Origin of the sequence: Streptomyces sp. NPDC047841 (assembly GCF_040704085.1) — a bacterium.
Taxonomy (GTDB): domain Bacteria; phylum Actinomycetota; class Actinomycetes; order Streptomycetales; family Streptomycetaceae; genus Streptomyces; species Streptomyces argyrophylli.
Genome location: NZ_JBEYRP010000001.1, coordinates 533,958 through 552,817 on the forward strand (window position 1 = coordinate 533,958; position 18,860 = coordinate 552,817).

At 71.2% G+C, this 18,860-nt stretch carries 13 protein-coding genes; 3 read left to right on the top strand and 10 right to left on the bottom strand.

Going from position 1 to position 18,860, the window contains the following annotated elements; translation table 11 throughout:
• Positions 1-204: 204 nt before the first annotated feature.
• The 3 genes from AB0947_RS02185 to AB0947_RS02195 form a co-directional block, all read right to left on the bottom strand.
• Positions 205-1,110 carry an ADP-ribosylglycohydrolase family protein gene (locus AB0947_RS02185; protein WP_366748369.1) on the bottom strand — a complete coding sequence of 302 codons (906 nt, stop codon included), beginning with the start codon at positions 1,108-1,110 and terminating at the stop codon, positions 205-207.
• Between the two features lie 12 nt (positions 1,111-1,122).
• Entirely contained in the window at positions 1,123-1,782 is a 660-nt protein-coding gene (locus AB0947_RS02190) for a histidine phosphatase family protein (RefSeq protein WP_366748370.1), read from the bottom strand.
• A gap of 124 nt (positions 1,783-1,906) precedes the next feature.
• A complete protein-coding gene (locus AB0947_RS02195) occupies positions 1,907-2,512 on the bottom strand; it encodes a YdbC family protein (protein ID WP_171152245.1) in 606 nt (201 codons plus the stop codon).
• Positions 2,513-2,667: 155 nt separating this feature from the next.
• Here AB0947_RS02195 and AB0947_RS02200 point away from each other — a divergent pair, with 155 nt between their 5' ends.
• Positions 2,668-3,201, top strand: a complete 534-nt coding sequence (locus AB0947_RS02200; protein ID WP_366748371.1) for a TerD family protein — start codon at positions 2,668-2,670, stop codon at positions 3,199-3,201.
• Between the two features lie 68 nt (positions 3,202-3,269).
• Here AB0947_RS02200 and AB0947_RS02205 read toward each other — a convergent pair whose 3' ends face one another.
• A complete protein-coding gene (locus tag AB0947_RS02205; protein ID WP_366748372.1) occupies positions 3,270-6,170 on the bottom strand; it encodes a vitamin B12-dependent ribonucleotide reductase in 2,901 nt (966 codons plus the stop codon).
• A gap of 165 nt (positions 6,171-6,335) precedes the next feature.
• A complete protein-coding gene (gene nrdR / locus AB0947_RS02210; protein WP_366748373.1) occupies positions 6,336-6,887 on the bottom strand; it encodes a transcriptional regulator NrdR in 552 nt (183 codons plus the stop codon).
• Between the two features lie 563 nt (positions 6,888-7,450).
• On the opposite strand from nrdR, the gene lexA reads away from it, so the two are divergent.
• A complete protein-coding gene (gene lexA / locus AB0947_RS02215) occupies positions 7,451-8,230 on the top strand; it encodes a transcriptional repressor LexA (protein WP_225808402.1) in 780 nt (259 codons plus the stop codon).
• A 207-nt stretch (positions 8,231-8,437) separates the two neighbouring features.
• On the opposite strand, the gene AB0947_RS02220 is transcribed toward lexA, so the two are convergent.
• The 4 genes from AB0947_RS02220 to AB0947_RS02235 all read right to left on the bottom strand — a co-directional run bounded on the left by AB0947_RS02220 (position 8,438) and on the right by AB0947_RS02235 (position 15,493).
• Positions 8,438-10,429 carry an ATP-dependent DNA helicase gene (locus AB0947_RS02220; protein ID WP_366748374.1) on the bottom strand — a complete coding sequence of 664 codons (1,992 nt, stop codon included), beginning with the start codon at positions 10,427-10,429 and terminating at the stop codon, positions 8,438-8,440.
• Between the two features lie 376 nt (positions 10,430-10,805).
• Positions 10,806-11,576, bottom strand: coding sequence for a GNAT family N-acetyltransferase (locus tag AB0947_RS02225; protein WP_366748375.1), 771 nt, complete (start codon positions 11,574-11,576; stop codon positions 10,806-10,808).
• 106 nt (positions 11,577-11,682) lie between these two features.
• The gene (locus AB0947_RS02230) at positions 11,683-13,779 is read right to left on the bottom strand and encodes an IucA/IucC family protein (protein WP_366748376.1); all 2,097 of its coding nucleotides are present in this window, start codon (positions 13,777-13,779) and stop codon (positions 11,683-11,685) included.
• 217 nt (positions 13,780-13,996) lie between these two features.
• Positions 13,997-15,493 (bottom strand): diaminobutyrate--2-oxoglutarate transaminase family protein, encoded by a 1,497-nt coding sequence (locus tag AB0947_RS02235; RefSeq protein WP_366748377.1) that lies wholly within the window; start codon positions 15,491-15,493, stop codon positions 13,997-13,999.
• A 460-nt stretch (positions 15,494-15,953) separates the two neighbouring features.
• On the opposite strand from AB0947_RS02235, the gene AB0947_RS02240 reads away from it, so the two are divergent.
• Positions 15,954-17,165 carry a hypothetical protein gene (locus AB0947_RS02240; protein WP_366748378.1) on the top strand — a complete coding sequence of 404 codons (1,212 nt, stop codon included), beginning with the start codon at positions 15,954-15,956 and terminating at the stop codon, positions 17,163-17,165.
• Positions 17,166-17,229: 64 nt separating this feature from the next.
• Here the strand turns inward: AB0947_RS02240 and hflX are convergent, their stop codons facing one another.
• Complete coding sequence (gene hflX, locus AB0947_RS02245; protein ID WP_366748379.1) at positions 17,230-18,720, bottom strand: GTPase HflX; 1,491 nt, start codon at positions 18,718-18,720, stop codon at positions 17,230-17,232.
• Positions 18,721-18,860 lie beyond the last annotated feature (140 nt).

The window sequence follows — 18,860 nt, forward strand, 5'->3', positions numbered from 1 at the left end:
GAACGCCATCTCCCACCCTCCGTCCCTCGTCGTCACGGCCACGGCATCACCCGCCGAACCGACCACGAACGAGGCGGGCGGCGGACGGCGGATACCGGGAGAACGGACGGCGGTCACGCACAGTTCCCGGTGCGCACGCAGAGTTTCCGAAAGCGGCCACGAAACCGGCGAGAGCCGCCAGGCCGTCGGCGCCGGGCGGAGGCGTCAGCCTCCGGTGGTGACCCAGCCCGGCAGTTCCTCGGTGTGCCGCACCCACTCGGCGGGCGGCGCCCCGGCCTTGCCCGCGGCCAGCACGCCTCCCACGATCGCGCAGGTCGTGTCGACGTCCCCGCCGACCTGCGCGGTCGTCCAGAACGCGGAGGCGTAGTCACCGAGGGAACGCGCGGCGGACCACAGGGCGAAGGGAACGGTGTCATGGGCCGTCGTGCGGCGCCCGCAGCCCAGGACGGCGGCGACGGTGGCGGCGTCGGCGTAGTCGAGCATGTCGCGGGCGCGGCGCAGCCCCTGGCCGACCGCGCTCTTGGGGACGAGTGCGATGACGCCGTCGAGCAGTGCCTCCGCGGCGGGCGGGCCGTCGGGCGAGCCCACCATGGCTGCCGCCGCGGCCACGGCCATGGCTCCGACCACGGCCTCCCGGTGCTGGTGCGTGGTGTAGGCGGAGATCTCCGCCTGGTGGGTCGCCTGCTCGGGGTCGTCCGCGTACCACGTGCCCAGGGGCGCGATCCGCATCGCCGCGCCGTTGCCCCACGACCCCTGGCCGTTGAAGAGCCCGGCGGCCAGCCGGCGCCAGTCCTCGCCCTCCCGGACGAGGCGCAACAGCCGGTTGACCGCGGGGCCGTAGCCACGGTCGAAGTCGTGGTGCTCGGCGAAGGAGCGGGCGAGCGCGTCCTGGTCGATGCGGTGGTGGGTGGCGAGAACGGCGACCACCGAGCAGGCCATCTCGGTGTCGTCCGTCCACTGCCAGGGGCCTGCGGGCAGCTCGCGGCGCTTCAGCAGGGGGTGGTTCACGGGAACGAAGAACTGGGAGCCCAGCGCGTCCCCCACGGCCAGTCCGCGCAAGCTCGCCAGGGCGCGTTCCAGGCGTACGAGGGAAGAGGAGTCAGCGGTCATCGCCCTGCCACTCTATCCGTTCACCCAGTACGGCAGCGGTTTCCGCCAGCGCTCGAAGGGCCGGTCGAGTGTGTACTTGCCGTCCTCTCCCAGAACGAGCATCCGCATCTCGGCGTTCCCGGGGTTGGACAGCGACTCGAATTCCGCGACCGTCCAGTGGAACCAGCGCATGCAGAACAGCCGCATCGCCAGCCCGTGCGTCACCAGGAGGACGTTCGGCGGGTGGTCGGGGGCCTCGAAGCTGCGGAAGAGGCTCTCCAGGAAGCCGCCGACCCGGTCGTACACGTCGGCGCCGGACTCGCCCTGCGGGAACCGGAAGAAGAAGTGGCCGTACGCGTCGCGGTAGGCCTTCTGCAGGCGGACGTCGTCGCGGTCCTGCCAGTTGCCCCAGTCCTGCTCGCGCAGTCTGGGTTCCTCCCGGACGCGTATGAGGTCGGGGTCGAGGTGGAAGGCGCGGAGCGTCTCGTGGGTGCGGCGGTAGGGGGAGACGTACACGCTCACGCGTTCCCGGCCGAAGACCTCGCGGAGCCGCTTGCCGGTCTCCTCGGCCTGCCTCCAGCCCCGCTCGGTCAGCGCGAGGGCGTGGTCGGGCTCGCGCTCGTACACGGAGTCGTCGACGTTGCCCGTGGACTCGCCGTGCCGGACAAGGACGATGCGCCGTGGTCGTGCCATGCCAAAACCCTAGTTCGGACTCCGTAGAGTCGAGCACTCAAAGGGGCTTGTACGGCATATGTCACACCCGTGCCGCCTCCGGAGCCCCTCCCCCGGGAGCCCGATGGTTCGCCGTACCGACAGGTCAGACCGTCCAGGACGGCTCCAGGTCCACGATGTCGCCGGAGAGCGCCGCGATGTCCGCCTCGGTCTGCGCACGCAGGGCGAGGCGTTCCACACGCTCCGTGCGGTACTTCCCGTGTTCGGCCGCCGACCGCCACATCGACAGGATCAGGAACTCCTGCTCGGGAGCCTCCGCGAACATGCCGCGGATCATGCCGGGCGAACCCGCCATCGCGGGATTCCAGACCTTCTCCTGCATGAGCGTGAAGTGCTCCACTCGCTCCTCGTGGACCCGGCACAGGGCCACGCGGATCAGATCGGCGTCGGTGAACCGCGGTTCGAAGCCCGTCTTCACGTCGAAGCGGTACTCGAACAACTTCACCTGCGCGTCCTTGAACGTGCCGGACTGGGCGGCGGCCAGGCGGTCGTGGGAGCGGGCCATGAAGGAGTCGTAGAAGGCACGGCTCTCCCAGAAGGTGAAGATGTGCGCCACGCCCGCCCGCTGCCGGCTCCAGCCCCCGCCCTGTCCCCGAAATCCCGGCTCCCCCGGAAGCCCCGCCCATTTTCGCTGTCCCCGCTCGAACCCCCGGCGGTCCACCACGGTGCAGCGAATCCACTTGACCAGCACCGCGCCATCGTAAGGCCACCGGGCGTGGCGCCGGTCACGCTCCGGCGGAGATCGCCTGCGCACGCGCCCCCGCGCACGTGGGACGATGGACGGCAAGGAACCCCGGCCGATGGGGAGTTGGGGTCGAGCGAGCCGCAGGGGGAAGGGAAGGCCTGGTGACCGGCTTCAGCAAGGGAATCCGCAAGGTCGAGGTCGCGCTCAAGTGGGACCCCAGTCCCGCGGGTCAGCCGCCGACGGATCTGGACATCGTCGCCGCGACGTTCCTGTCGGGTGCCCCGTACGGGGATCCCGCCTATCTGGTGCACTTCGACAGCCGCTCGCCGGACGGCACGATCCTCCTCAACCGCGACAGCACGGACGGCAAGGGGTTCGGCTGGGACGAGGTCATGACGCTGGAGCTGGACCGCCTCAGCGACCGCTACGCGCGCGTGGTGGTGGGTGTCGTCATCCAGCAGCGGCCCGGGCACAAGACGTTCGCCCAGGTGCTGAATCCCGCCATACGCATCCGTGAGGGGTACACCGTGCTCGCCGAGGACGGCTTCGCGTCGGCCCTCGGGTCGACGGCCGCCACGATCGCCGAGTTCGTCCGGGACGACGCGCAGGAGTGGACGTTCCGTCCGGGTGTACGAGGCTTCGACGAGGACCCGGCCGACTTCACCCGGGTCATGGGCAGGGCTCGGTCGTCCTGAGGGCCGACCCGTACGCGTAAGGGGCGCCGGCCTGGGCCGGCGCCCCTTACTTCAGGAACGGCGTGTCATCAGCTGCAGCCGCTGGTCGAGCCGCAGCCCTCGCAGATGTAGCAGGAACCGGCCCGCTGCATCTTCGTACCGCAGGAGAAGCACAGCGGGGCGTCCGCCTGGATGCCCAGCTGCATCTCCACCAGCTCGGCGCTGGTGTGCGCCTGCCGCGGCGCGGGCTTGGCCGCCTCGGCCTCGGCCTTCGGCGTGGCGACCGCCTTCAGCTCCTGGGCGCGCGGGGCCGACTGGGCCAGGCCCTCGACGTCGACCTCGTCGTCGTCGAGGGACTGCTCGTAGGAACCGGTCTCCAGGTGCCGCTGACGCTCCTCGGCGGAGTGGATGCCGAGCGCGGAGCGGGTCTCGAAGGGCAGGAAGTCCAGCGCCAGGCGGCGGAAGATGTAGTCGACGATCGACTGCGCCATCCGCACGTCCGGGTCGTCCGTCATGCCGGCCGGCTCGAAGCGCATGTTGGTGAACTTCGAGACGTACGTCTCCAGCGGCACGCCGTACTGCAGACCGACGGAGACGGCGATGGAGAAGGCGTCCATCATGCCCGCGAGGGTGGAGCCCTGCTTCGACATCTTCAGGAAGACCTCGCCGAGACCGTCGTCCGGGTAGGAGTTGGCGGTCATGTAGCCCTCGGCGCCGCCGACGGTGAAGGACGTGGTGATGCCGGGACGTCCCTTCGGGAGGCGCTTGCGGACCGGGCGGTACTCGACGACCTTCTCGACCGCGGCCCGGATGGTCTCCTCGGCCTTCTCGGTGACCTCGGCCTTCTCCTTCTCCTTGGTCTTCGCGGAGAGCGGCTGGCCGACCTTGCAGTTGTCGCGGTAGATCGCGAGCGCCTTGACGCCCAGCTTCCAGGCCTCGAAGTAGATCTCCTCGACCTCCTCGACGGTCGCCGTCTCCGGCATGTTGACCGTCTTGGAGATGGCGCCGGAGATCCACGGCTGGATCGCGGCCATCATGCGGACGTGACCCATCGGGGAGATGGCGCGCTCGCCCATGGCGCAGTCGAACACCTCGTAGTGCTCGTGCTTGAGGCCGGGGGCGTCGATCACGTTGCCGTGCTCGGCGATGTGGGCGACGATCGCCTCGATCTGCTCCTCCTGGTAGCCCAGGCGGCGCAGGGCCTGCGGGACGGTGCCGTTGACGATCTGCATCGAGCCGCCGCCGACCAGCTTCTTGAACTTCACCAGCGCCAGGTCGGGCTCGACACCGGTGGTGTCGCAGGACATCGCGAGACCGATGGTGCCGGTCGGCGCGAGGACGGACGCCTGGGAGTTACGGAAACCGTTCTTCTCGCCCAGACGCAGGACGTCCTGCCAGGCCTCCGTGGCGGCGGCCCACACCGGGGTGTCCAGGTCGTCCATGCGGCCGGCCGTGCCGTTGGCGTCGGCGTGCTGCTTCATGACGCGGTTGTGGGCGTCGGCGTTGCGGGCGTAGCCGTCATAGGTGCCGACGACCGCGGCCAGCTCGGCGGAGCGGCGGTAGGCCGTACCCGTCATCAGGGAGGTGATGGCGCCGGCCAGGGCGCGGCCGCCGTCGGAGTCGTAGGCGTGGCCGGTGGCCATCAGCAGGGCGCCGAGGTTGGCGTAGCCGATGCCGAGCTGGCGGAACGCGCGCGTGTTCTCGCCGATCTTCTGGGTCGGGAAGTCCGCGAAGCAGATCGAGATGTCCATCGCGGTGATGACCAGCTCGACGACCTTCTGGAAGCGCTCGGTCTCGAAGGACTGGTGGCCCTTGCCGTCGTCCTTCAGGAACTTCATCAGGTTCAGCGAGGCCAGGTTGCAGGACGTGTTGTCCAGGTGCATGTACTCGCTGCACGGGTTCGACGCGGTGATCCGGCCGGACTCGGGGCAGGTGTGCCAGTTGTTGATGGTGTCGTCGTACTGGATGCCCGGGTCGGCGCAGGCCCAGGCGGCCTCGGCGATCTTGCGGAACAGGGCCTTGGCCTCGACCTCTTCGATGACCTCACCGGTCATACGGGCGCGCAGGCCGAACTTGCCGCCGTTCTCGACCGCCTGCATGAACTCGTCGTTCACGCGGACCGAGTTGTTGGCGTTCTGGTACTGGACGGACGTGATGTCGTCGCCGCCCAGGTCCATGTCGAAGCCCGCGTCGCGCAGGACGCGGATCTTCTCCTCCTCCTTGACCTTGGTCTCGATGAAGTCCTCGATGTCGGGGTGGTCGACGTCGAGCACGACCATCTTGGCGGCGCGGCGGGTGGCACCGCCGGACTTGATGGTGCCGGCGGAGGCGTCGGCGCCGCGCATGAAGGAGACCGGGCCGGAGGCGTTGCCGCCGGAGGAGAGCAGCTCCTTGGAGGAGCGGATGCGGGAGAGGTTCAGGCCGGCACCGGAGCCGCCCTTGAAGATCATTCCCTCTTCCTTGTACCAGTCGAGGATCGACTCCATGGAGTCGTCGACGGACAGGATGAAGCAGGCGGAGACCTGCTGGGGCTGCGGGGTGCCGACGTTGAACCAGACGGGACTGTTGAAGCTGAAGATCTGGTGCAGGAGGGCGTACGCCAGCTCGTGCTCGAAGATCTCGGCGTCGGCGGGCGAGGCAAAGTACCTGTAGTCCTCGCCGGCCTTCCGGTACGTCTTCACGATGCGGTCGATCAGCTGCTTGAGGCTGGTCTCGCGCTGCGGGGTGCCGACGGCCCCCCGGAAGTACTTGCTGGTGACGATGTTGACCGCGTTCACCGACCAGAAGTCGGGGAACTCGACGCCACGCTGCTCGAAGTTGACCGAGCCGTCGCGCCAGTTGGTCATGACGACGTCACGGCGCTCCCACGACACCTCGTCGTACGGGTGCACTCCGGGGGTGGTGTGAATGCGCTCGATACGCAGTCCCTTGGTGGCCTTGGTGCCCTTGGCTCGGGAACCTCGTGCCGGACCGCTCGCCGTCTCTGTCATGCCGCCTCCCTGTACGGGCAAAAACGCCCTGAAGTGCCCATTTGTTCCGATGGGCACGTGTTTCTGTCGTGCGTTGCGGGCACCCTCAGCTGCCACCCGCAACAGGTCTTCGTTCGCCGCCTCCCGGCCGGAACCGGTGTCTCCTCCCGGTTTCCGGCCCTCCGGTCAGTCGGCGGCGCGCGCGGGCACGGGGACCTGAGTGGTCCCGCCGGGCCCGCGCGCGTCTTCCTGGCTCCCCGCTCCCGCGTCTTCCCCGTCCGCGGCGGGGCGTCCCGTCGCCTCCCTCAGCTCCGCGATGGCGGCCTCGAAGTCGTCGAGCGAGTCGAACGCCCGGTAGACGGAGGCGAACCGCAGATAGGCGACGAGGTCGAGCTCCTGCAATGGGCCGAGTATGGCCAGCCCCACGTCGTGGGTGGTCAGCTCGGCGCTGCCGGTCGCACGCACCGCCTCCTCGACCCGCTGGCCGAGCTGGGCGAGCGCGTCCTCGGTGACAGGCCGTCCCTGGCACGCCTTGCGCACACCATTGATGATCTTGGTGCGACTGAAGGGCTCGGTGACTCCGGACCGCTTCACCACCATGAGCGAGCACGTCTCCACGGTCGTGAAACGACGGGAGCAGTCGGGGCACTGGCGGCGCCTGCGGATGGACGTGCCGTCGTCGGTCGTACGGCTGTCGACCACACGGCTGTCGGGATGCCTGCAGAAGGGGCAGTGCATGTTCTCCAACCCTCCTCACAGCAGACTCGTGGGCCTCACAGGACCCACAGGCCCCGCGAAGCAGCCCTAAGCATAGGCGATCGCCGAGGCGTCTTGGACCCGGGGGACCACAACTTCTGGGCTGCGGTAGCCATCCAACCACTAGATGTAGGGATTGGCCCATACGGCGAGGCAGGCACGCGTGTCGCGCCGGAAGGGCGGCCCCGAGCGCCGCCGGCGACCGGCGGGGACACGCGGGCGCCGGGCAGTGTTCCCGCGACGCTTGCGGGGATACGGTGGGCGCCACAGGGAGGAGGCGTGGCACTCCCGCGCAGAAAGACCCCCGGCTCCCGGACTGCGGGATTCCGGATGGCAGACTGGGGCCCGGCCCACGAGGCCGCCGCACCCCGGCGGTGAAGAGTACAACAATGGGCGCTTTTGTCCGCCATGCGTTGCGTTAGCGATACACCCAGGCACGCGATCACGTCAGGCAAAACGCACTTTTTCACTCGAACGTGTGTTTGGCGCAACCTTTCGAAAGCAACTACCGTTGTCCAGCAGGGAGACCATCGAGAGGGGCCGACGTGACCACCACCGCAGACAGTGCCACCATCACCGCCCAGGACCGCTCCCTGGGCCGAGTCGAGCCGGTACACGCGATGAACGAAGCCACGAATCCCGAGGGACCCAAGCGCTCCCTGCCGGGCCGACCTCCAGGCATCCGGGCGGACAGCTCCGGCCTCACCGACCGGCAGCGCCGGGTGATCGAGGTCATCAGGGACTCCGTACAGCGGCGCGGTTACCCGCCGTCGATGCGGGAGATCGGCCAGGCCGTCGGCCTCTCCAGCACGTCCTCGGTCGCCCACCAGCTCATGGCGCTGGAGCGCAAGGGCTTCCTGCGCCGCGACCCGCACCGCCCGCGCGCGTACGAGGTGCGCGGATCCGACCAGGCCGTCACCGTGCAGCCCACGGACACCGCAGGCAAGCCCGCCGCGTCGTACGTCCCGCTGGTCGGCCGCATCGCCGCCGGTGGCCCGATCCTCGCGGAGGAGTCCGTCGAGGACGTCTTCCCCCTCCCCCGCCAGCTCGTCGGCGACGGTGAACTGTTCGTCCTCAAGGTCGTCGGCGACTCGATGATCGAGGCCGCGATCTGCGACGGCGACTGGGTCACCGTCCGCCGCCAGCCGGTCGCCGAGAACGGCGACATCGTCGCCGCCATGCTCGACGGCGAAGCCACCGTCAAGCGCTTCAAGCGCGAGGACGGCCACGTATGGCTCCTCCCGCACAACGCGGCCTACGAGCCGATCCCCGGCGACGACGCAACCATCCTCGGCAAGGTCGTCGCGGTACTGCGGCGCGTGTGACGGCCGCGGCGGGCGGGACGACCCCGCCCGCTCCCTGACCGGGCCCCGGAACCCCTGCGCCGGTTCCGGGGCCCTGCCTGTGTCCGGCGCCCGGCGTACGTCCGTCGAGGGCCCCGGGTGTGTCCGGCAGCCCTGTGTTCCTGGGCGGCCATGGAACCCGGGCGCATCGGGGGGTGGCCCGGCCGACGCCGGCGGGCCACCCCGCGATCACTTCGCCGCCGCCGGCTCCGCCTCCGCCTGCTTGGCCACCGCGTCGATCGCCGCGAGCGACTTGCGGACCTGATTGCGGTCCGTGGTGTACCAGAAGTCCGGCAGGGACGCCTTCAGATAGCCGCCGTAGCGCGCGGTGGCCAGCCGCTGGTCCAGTACCGCGACCACACCCCGGTCGCCGGACGCCCGGACGAGACGGCCGGCGCCCTGTGCCATGAGCAGAGCCGCGTGGGTCGCGGCCACCGCCATGAAACCGTTGCCTCCCGCCTCCTCCACCGCCTTCTGGCGCGCGCTCATCAGCGGATCGTCGGGCCGCGGGAACGGGATCTTGTCCATGACGACCAACTGGCAGCTCGGGCCCGGGACGTCGACGCCCTGCCACAGCGACAGCGTGCCGAAGAGACACGTCTTCGGGTCGGCCGCGAAGTTCTTGATCAGTTCACCGAGCGTCTCCTCGCCCTGCAGCAGGATCGGGAACTCCGGGATCCGGGATCGCAGCTCCTCCGCGGCGAGCTGAGCGGCCCGCATGGACGAGAAGAGGCCGAGGGTGCGCCCGCCGGCCGCCTGGATCAGCTCGGTCAGCTCGTCCAGCATGTCGGAGCGCTCGCCGTCGCGCGCGGGGCGCGCCAGGTGCTTGGCGACGTAGAGGATGCCCTGCCTGCGGTAGTCGAAGGGCGAGCCGACGTCGATGCCCTTCCACTTCGGCAGGTCCTCGCCCTCCGCCCCTTCCGGGCCGAGCCCCAGAGAGGCGCCGACGCCGTTGAAGTCACCGCCCAGCTTGAGCGTCGCCGAGGTGAGGACCACGGTCCGGTCGGCGAACAGCTTCTCCCTGAGCAGACCCGAGACCGACATGGGGGCGACCCGGAGGGACGCGCCGAAGCGGTCGTGCCGCTCGTACCAGACGACGTCCCACTCCGAGCCGTTCACGACCCGCTCCGCCACGTCGTGCACCGTCTCCACCGAGGCCAGCGCCTGCTTGCGGACGGCGTCCTCGTCCTGGACGGACTTGTCGCGCGTCGCGCCGATCGCGGAGATCACCGTACGGGCCGCGTCCCGCAGCGCCATCAGGGCATAGCCGAGGTCCTCCGGGATCTCCTCCAGGCGGCCCGGCAGCGCGAGTTCCATGAGCCGCTCGAAGCCCTCGGCGGCGGTCTGCAGCTGATCGGCGGCCTTCTCGTTGACCAGCTTGGCGGCACGACGCACCGCGCGGTTGACCTGCCCGGGCGTGAGTTCGCCGGTGGCGACGCCCGTGACGCGGGAGACGAGTTCATGCGCCTCGTCCACGATCAGCACCTCGTGCTGGGGCAGCACCGGGGCACCCTCGATGGCGTCGATGGCCAGGAGCGCGTGATTCGTGACCACGACCTCGGCGAGCTTGGCCCGTTCACGGGCCATCTCCGCGAAGCACTCGGCGCCGTACGCGCACTTGGACGCGCCCAGGCACTCCCGCGACGACACCGAGACCTGGGTCCAGGCACGGTCCGAGACGCCCGGGGTCAGATCGTCCCGGTCGCCGTTCTCCGTCTCGTCGGCCCAGTCCCGCAGTCTCAGCAGGTCCTGGCCCAGCTTGCTGGTGGGCGCCGCGGCCTCGAACTGGTCGAAGAGCCCCTCCTCCTCGTCCTGCGGCATGCCCTCGTGCAAGCGGTGCAGACACAGGTAGTTCGACCTGCCCTTGAGCATCGCGAACTCCGGGCGTCGGCGCAGCAGCGGGTGCAGGGCGTCGACGGTGCGCGGCAGATCCCGCTCGACGAGCTGGCGCTGCAGGGCGAGCGTGGCCGTCGCGACCACCACCCGTTCTCCGTGCGCGAGCGCGGGCACGAGATAGCCGAGCGACTTTCCGGTGCCGGTGCCGGCCTGGACCAGCAGGTGGGATCCGTCGTCGATCGCCTCGGCGACCGCTTCGGCCATGGTCACCTGGCCGGGGCGCTCCGCACCGCCGACGGCGGCGACGGCGGCGTGCAGGAGTTCGGGGAGGGAGGGCTTCGTCATAGCCTGACCACCCTACGACCCTGCACTGACAAACGGGGGGTCGTTACGGGGGCAGGGGGAGGGCTCACGGGCGGGGCTCCTGGGTGGGCTGGGGGTGTGGTGGCGGTGGGGTGACGCTGGGTTCGGGGACTGTGCGTCGGAGGGGGGCGGGCGCGATGGCCGACGCGCACTGCGTGGCCGGCATGCCGGCCGGCGCTACGCCGTGGGTCAGCGGTGGTCCCGGCCTGCTGGCCGGGCTGGGCAGGTGCGGGCCGGTGGCCGGCACCGGGTCGCGGCGGTGCCGGCTCGGATGAATCGCCCGAGAACTTTTTCCCGGACGCGGGAACACCACGGAACCCCCGTTCGTATCTATGTGTGAGCGCCCGATCACGTGGCGCTACAGGGCATCGCGCAGGACTCGGTCCCGGATCATGAGGGCGGCCCGCTTGCCGGGCAGGTCGGCCTCCGCCGCGAACCGGAAGCCCGCGCTCAGGAACGCGGCGATGGAGGGGGTGTTGCGAAGATCGGGTTCCGCCACGACACGTGCGCACGAGGGACGCCGGTCGAGGATCAGGTCGGCCACGGCTCGGAGCAGAACGGAGCCCAGCCCTCGTCCCCGGTCGGCGGCGTCACCGAGGAGGAGGTGGATCCCGGTGTCGTGCGGACGCGCCGGGTAGTGACGGGCCAGCGGATCCAGGTCGGCACGGTAGATCTCCCAGTAGCTCATCGGGGTGCCGTCGAGTACGCCGAGGCACGGCACACTGCGCCCGTCGCCGTGGAGCTGCGCCCTCAGATGGTCCTCCGTCCGGGTCCGGGGCCCGGCCAGTTCCCAGAACTCGGCGACGGCGGGGTCGTTCATCCAGCGGTGGACGAGCGAGAGGTCCCGATCAAGACGTACGGGCGTCAGCTGGAAGGAGCCGACCGGGGTCACCGCCGAGCCCCACGTGGCCGGTCGGCCCAGAAGACCGGTCGTCGCCCCGGCGCGGAGGGCGGCGAACTCCGCGGGCAGGCACAGCTCCAGCGTGTCCTCGCTGTCCGGGTCCTCGTCCTCGACGGTGAGCCGTCCGAAGAGGGAGTTCCGGGGCCCTTCGGTGGCCGCGCGGCGAGTGGTGCTGTCCGGTTGGGCCGGGACGGGGCCGGTTCCGGCGCCGGTGTCGGTGGGAGGCACGGTGCGCTCCTCTCAGGAGACGTGGTGGGTCATGTTCCTCGGACGGGGGGACGGTGCGCGGTTCGTTGAGGGGGGTCCGCTCAGGTGGTGCGCAGAGGTACTTCGCTCATGCGTGAAGGGGGTTGGCGATGGTGACGTAGACGGACTGGGTGTCGACCGGGCCGACGAGTTCGTCGAGACCGTGCAGCCGGGTCAGCAGGTTGGCCTTGCAGCGCAGGACGGGTGAGTCGAGGAGGCGGCCGGGCAGGGTGGTGCGCAGCGGGGCGGGCCCCGAGGCGAGGCCGGTGAGGAAGCGGCGGAAGGCCGCGAGCAGCAGCCGCTCGTCGGCGAGGTGCTGGGAGCCGAGGGCACCGATCAGACCGAGGACGTTGTTGACGGCGAGGTAGTAGGCGAAGCGCTCGTCGGCGACCTCGTCCGGGACGAAGGTGTCGCTGTGTTCGCCGATGCCGGGCAGCCGGGCGGTCAGTTCGGCTCGCCGGGACTCGCGGAAGTAGTACCCCTGGTTGTCGCGGTAACGGCCGCCGGTGGGCCAGCCGTCGCCGTCCAGCAGGACCAGCGTGTTCTGCTGGTGCGCTTCGAGCGCGATGCCGGCCTCGCCGTCCAGCCAGAGGACGGGCCGGACGACCTCCTCCAGGTAGCGCAGGAACCACTCGGCGGCGACGGCGCCGACCGGTCGGCCGGTACGCGCGGCGAGACCTGCGACGACTCGGGCCAGCCGGGACCGCATCGGCCGAGCGGGGTGGTGCGGCGCGGTGCCGGCGGGCGGCTCGGGGAACGGGCGGGGGGCGACGAGCCCGGCGACGCAGCCGACGTCGTCGGCCGGGGTGAACGGGTTGTGCCGGATCACCACGTCGAGTCCGGGCAGGGGCAGGCCGTCCGGGCCGTCCACGGCGAGCCAGGCCGGGTCGCGGACGATGTCGAAGCCGGGGTGGGCGGTGTGCCACTGGCGGGCGAGACCGGTGCGAAGGAGCCGGTGCACCTCGACTCCGCGGTGGAGTTCCTTGCGGAGGTTCTCCCGGCGGGAGTTGGTGATGCGCAGGGCCAGCGAGAGCTTGAGCATCGCGGGGGCGCCGGATCGGTGCACGGTGCGTACGGAGGAGGTGGGAGACCAGGGGGCGCCCAGGGGTCCGAGGTCACGGAGGAGCCCGGAGTCGAGCAGCGCGGCGACGGGCGCGCGGTGCCGGACCTCCCGGGCCTGCCAGGGGTGCAGTGGCAGGGCGGTGTGGTCGTCGGGCAGCGGCAGTGCGGTGCCGGCGAGGCGGCGGACGAGGTGACCGGCGGCCACGGGACGGCCGCGCTCGGTCCAGGCCGAGTCGGTCGCGAGGAGCGAGGGGGCGACGGCCAGCCAGTGCAGGGGGAAGGAGCCGCGCAGCTCCGGTGAGTACCGCTCGGCTTCCGCTTCGGTCAGGCCCTCCCGGCTCTTCGGGGTCGGATGCAGCGGGTGCCCGAGCAGGAGGGCCTGCTCGGCGGCGAGGAAGCGGTCGGGGGTGTCGGCGGGGTGTTCCCGCCGGTGCCGGATGAAGGTCGCGGTACGGCGGACGGAGTCGGCGACTCTGACCACGAGGTCCGGGCCGTCGGCTCGATCACCGGCGCCGGTGTCGGAGCGCGGGCCGGGGCCGTTGGGACCAGTGCCGTCGGAGCCGGGGCCGTTGGGACCGGTGCCGTCAGCGGAGTCAGAGGAGGTGCGCGGCGAGGTGGTGGTGGTGTCGGCCGGCTCGGGGGCGGGTTCCCTCGCGAGGAGGGCCGCGAGAGTGACGGCGTCGACGGGTGGCGCCACGTCGGACGCGCCGGCCAGGCGCGGGAGGCCGAAGCGGTGCCAGCCCGTCGGGGACCAGTGGTGGACCGGTGCGATCAGGGTGGCGCCGCTGGCCGGCAGCGGGATGCGGAGGCTGCCCGCCGTGGGAGCGGTCAGGCCGGTCTCGCGGGCCCAGCACCGCAGGAGGTTCTCGACGGCGGCGGCCTGGGCCGCGGCGTGGGGATCGGGGTCCTCCAGCGGATCAGGGTCCTCCAGCGGATCGGGAGCCCCCGGCGGATCGTGAGCCTCCGGCGGGTGGGGGCCCTCGGGCGCACCGGCCTCGGGAGCCGGCCGTTCGACGGGATCGGTCTCCCGCTTCTTCTGCTGCGGGACCGACTCGGTGAGCGGTGCGGCGGAGGACGGGGCGCCGGTGCTCCCCTGGTCGTCGGGGGTAGGGGTGGCGTTCATGACGCTCCTCTGGGCCTGGGGTGAGGGGGTGCGAGCTCGTTCCGCCGTCCGCTCAGGGCGCCGTTCCTCCGGGGCCGGTGGTCGGTGGGGCGGGATGGCCAAGTGGTTGCGGTCGGCGGTGGACGTCGGCCTCGATGCCCGGAAAGGGGGCTGAACGGGGATGGGAAGCGGCGTGCGCCCCCAGGCCGGCGCCTGGGGCCTCCGGCGCGGCTGGTGGTCAGCCCGTGTGCTGGGCCGGGCGGGCTTGGCGTTGCTGGTGTGGGCCATGGGTTTCGTGGTGACGGGCGACCGCGGCCACCGCGTCGGTCAGCCGGTCGAGTACGGCCGTCGCCTGTTCGTCGCTGATCGTGAGCGGCGGAAGCAGCCGGACCACGGACGCGTGCCGGCCGCCGAGTTCGACGATCAGTCCGCGCTGGAGGCACTCCCGCTGCACGGCGGCGGCGAGCTCGGGGGCGGCCGGGGACGGCGTGCGGGTGGGCTCCGGCCGGACGGCCGCGCCGCTGAGACCGCCCATGCCTCCACCATCGAGGCCGGCGACGTCACCGGTGTCACCGGCGAGGGGCGCCGGGCGAGAAGCGGTGTGGTCGGCGTCCGGGTTGACCAGTTCGACCCCGATCATGAGTCCGCGCCCTCGGACGTCTCCCACGCAGGGGAACGCGTGGGTGAGTTCGGTGAGTTGGCGCAGCATGCGGGAGCCGAGGACGGCTGCGCGTTCGGCGAGGGCGTTCTCGCGGACGTGGGCGAGGGTGGCGGTGCCCGCGGCCATGGCGAGCTGGTTGCCGCGGAAGGTGCCGGCGTGGGCACCGGGTGGCCAGACGTCGAGGTCGTCGCGGTAGACGATCACGGCCAGTGGGAGGCTGCCGCCGATGGCCTTCGACAGGACCATGACATCGGGGATGACGCCGCTGTGGTCGACGGCCCAGAAGGCGCCCGTGCGGCCGACTCCGGTCTGGATCTCGTCGGCGATCAGCGGGATGGACCGGTCCGCGGTGAGCCGGCGCATGCGGCGCAGCCAGTCGTCCGGCGCGGGGATCACTCCGCCTTCGCCCTGGACCGGTTCGAGGATCATCCCGGCCGGCAGCGGGACGCCGGACTTGGGGTCGTCGAGGAGGGACTCGGTCCAGCGGGCGGCGAGTTCGGCGCCGTGCGGGCCGCCGGTGCCGAAGGGGCAACGGTAGTCCTGCGGGTAGGGCAGGCGGGTCACCTGGACGTCGGGGGCTCCCCCGGAGACGGCCAGGGCGCCGGCGGTCATGCCGTGGTAGGCGCCGGTGAAGGCGAGGATGCCGGTGCGGCCGGTCGCGGTCCTGACCAGTTTGAGGGCGGCCTCGACGGCGTCGGTGCCGGCCGGCCCGCAGAACTGGACCCGCGAGCGGCCGGCGAGACCGGGCGGGAGTGTGCGGAACAGCTCGGTGACGAAGGCGTCCTTGACGGGGGTCGCGAGATCGAGGACGGAGAGGGGGGCGCCGGAGTCGAGGACCCGGCGGATGGCTTCCAGCACGACCGGGTGGTTGTGGCCGAGGGCGAGGGCGCCGGCGCCGGAGAGGCAGTCCAGGTAACGGCGGCCGTCGGCGCCCTCGATGGTGAGTCCTCGGGCCCGGACGGGCACGATGGGCAGGGCCCGGGCATAGGTGCGCGCCGAGGACTCACGCGCCGACTGGCGTCTGAGGATTCCCTCGTGCGCGGCCCGCGCTTCCCCGGACGTGCCTCCAGCCATCGACTCCGTAACGGCCACGGCGCGTTGTCCTCCCCGCTGCTCGATGACGAGTTGATCCTCGGGGACCGGACACTGGCAGCAGGCCCCACCGGCTACAACAGCGCACCGATCGGGCGGTTACGGGCTCGCCGGGAGATCCTTGGCCGGACGGCACGGGACCGGGCCCCTCCGGCACTCCGGGAGTCGGTGACAGCCGATGAGTCGGCACGGATCACCACGGACAAGCGGCACCGATCACCGCGGCCAACGAGGCGGCCCTCGGACCGGCCGACGTGCGCGCCCTGCTCAGGCGGCCTGTGACGGAACCGTTGCCCTCCCGTCGGAACTCCCCCATGGCGACGGCATAGTGTGTGATGCCGTTCCCAGAAGGTCGTGAGACCGGCATGAACCTTCCGTAAGTTCGCCGCCGGTGTCGGGGCCGAAGCGCCGAATTCCTTTCACAGCAAGGGGAGTCAAGAACATGCGATCCATACGGCCGTCGTTCACCGCTCGGCGAGGCAGGGGGGGTCGCCGGACCTCCACCTCGCTGACGGCGGTCGCGCTCGCGTCGGTGCTGGCGCTGACCGCCACCGCCTGCGGCGGCGAGGACAACGCCGACGGCAAGCCGTCCGCGGCGAGCAGCCGCGACGGCAAGATCACGATTCCGGACGACCTGAAGCAGAGGCTCAAGGAACACGGGATCGACATCGACAAGTGGAAGCACGGCGCCTGGAAGAACTGGAACCGGGACGACTGGCTGCGCGAGGCCAACGACTTCGTCAACCCGATCATCAAGGGCCTGTGGAACCCGGACCGGATGCGTGGCGCCGACGACCCGGACCGGGGCGTCGACGACAACGACATCTCCGGTGACCAGGGCGTGACGGACCCGACGCCGCAGCCGGTGCGGGCACGTACGGTCACACCGCCGTATCACACCAGTGCGGCCACCTCGGGCAAGCTGCTGTTCGACGCCCCCGGGGGCACCATGGTCTGTTCCGCGACGGTGGTGACGGACCCGGCGCACCCGGGCAAGTCCAACCTGGTCTGGACGGCGGGTCACTGTGTGCACGCCGGCAAGAAGGGCGGCTGGTACCGCAACCTCGCCTTCGTGCCGTCGTACAACGACCAGGGCAGGTCGGCGGCCCAACTGGAGGGCGCCAGCCGCTCCGAGATCGCGCCGTACGGCGTGTGGTGGGCCGACGCGGCGAAGACCTCGCAGCAGTGGATCAGCAAGGGGGGCGAGACGGGTGGTGACGGCGCGTCGTACGACTTCGCCGTCATCCATGTGACGCCCGAGCAGGGCAGCGGCGGCAAGTCGCTCGAGGAGACCGTCGGCGGGGCGCTGCCGGTGGACTTCGACGCGCCGGCCGTGTCCCAGGTGCCGAGCATCACGGCGTCCGGGTACCCGGCGGCGGCGCCGTACGACGGTCAGCTGCTGTACCAGTGCCAGGACAAGCCGGGCCGGCTCTCCATCGAGCAGTCCGACCCGACGATGTACCGGATCGGCTGCACGATGACCGGTGGCGCCTCCGGTGGCGGCTGGGTGGAGACGGGCGCGGACGGCAAGCCCGCGCTGGTGTCGAACACGTCCATCGGCCCGGTGCGTTCCGGCTGGCTGGCCGGTCCCCGGCTGGGTGAGGTGGCCAAGAGCGTGTACGAGTCGGTGAGCAAGCAGTTCGCCGGGCGGTGATCTGGCGCCGGGCATGACGAGGGCCCGTCACCCTGGGGGTGGCGGGCCCTCGTGACGGGCTGGGTCAGGCCGCGGAGACCGGGACGTACGGCGCGAGGTCCGCCGCCAGCTCCTCGTGCACCCGGACCTTGAGCAGGGTGCCCTCCGCGGTGTGCTCCTCGGAGATCACCTCGCCCTCGGTGTGGGCGCGGGCGACCAGCTTGCCGTGGGTGTACGGCACGAGCGCCTCGATCTCGACCGAGGGGCGGGGCAGCTCGTCGTCGATCAGGCCGAGCAGTTCCTCGATGCCCTGGCCGGTGCGTGCCGAGACGGCGATCGAGCGCTTCTCGACCCGCAGCAGCCGCTGGAGGACCAGCGGGTCGGCCGCGTCCGCCTTGTTGACCACGACGATCTCGGGCACGTCGGTGGCGCCGACGTCCCGGATCACCTCGCGTACGGCGGCGAGCTGCTCCTCCGGGTTCGGGTGCGAGCCGTCCACCACGTGCAGGATCAGGTCGGAGTCGCCGACCTCCTCCATGGTGGAGCGGAACGCCTCGACCAGGTGGTGCGGCAGGTGCCGGACGAAGCCGACGGTGTCCGCCAGGGTGTAGAGCCGGCCGCTCGGGGTCTCCGCCCGGCGGACGGTCGGGTCCAGGGTCGCGAACAGGGCGTTCTCGACCAGGACGCCGGCGCCCGTGAGGCGGTTGAGCAGGGAGGACTTGCCGGCGTTGGTGTAGCCCGCGATGGCGACCGACGGCACCTTGTTCCGCCGGCGCTCCTGACGCTTGATCTCGCGGCCGGTCTTCATGTCCGCGATCTCCCGGCGCATCTTGGCCATCTTCTCGCGGATCCGGCGCCGGTCCGTCTCGATCTTGGTCTCACCGGGGCCACGCGTGGCGAGACCGCCGCGACCGCCACCCATCTGCCGGGACAGCGACTGACCCCAGCCGCGCAGCCGCGGCAGCATGTACTGCATCTGCGCGAGCGCGACCTGCGCCTTGCCCTCGCGGGACTTGGCGTGCTGGGCGAAGATGTCCAGGATCAGGGCCGTACGGTCGATGACCTTGACCTTGACGACGTCCTCCAGCTGGATCAGCTGGCCGGGGCTCAGCTCACCGTCGCAGATGACGGTGTCCGCGCCCGTTTCGATGACGACGTCACGCAGCTCGGCGGCCTTGCCGGAACCGATGTAGGTGGCCGCGTCGGGCTTGTCGCGGCGCTGGATCACGCCGTCGAGCACGAGCGCGCCCGCGGTCTCCGCGAGGGCGGCCAGCTCCGCGAGGGAGTTGTCGGCGTCCTGCGCCGTGCCGGTGGTCCACACGCCGACGAGCACGACCCGCTCCAGGCGGAGCTGGCGGTACTCGACCTCGGTGACGTCCTCCAGCTCGGTGGACAGGCCCACCACGCGGCGCAGGGCCGCGCGCTCGGAGCGGTCGAACTGGTCGCCGTCCCGATCGCCGTCGATCTCGTGGCTCCAGGCGACGTCCTCTTCCATCAGGGCATCGGCCCGAAGACCCTCGGGATAGGCGTGCGCGAGGCGCTTGGTGTCCTGGGAAGGGGAAGAAGAGGAGGTCATTGGATCCTTACGTCGATGAGATACGTCGGTGGGAGTGCCGTCTCGGCGTCGGCGTGACGGCCTCCGTACGGCGGACGGTCACCCGTGCCGCTCGGTGGGTACAACGCACGGGTACCCCGGGGGATTCCCGTCTCCCGTCG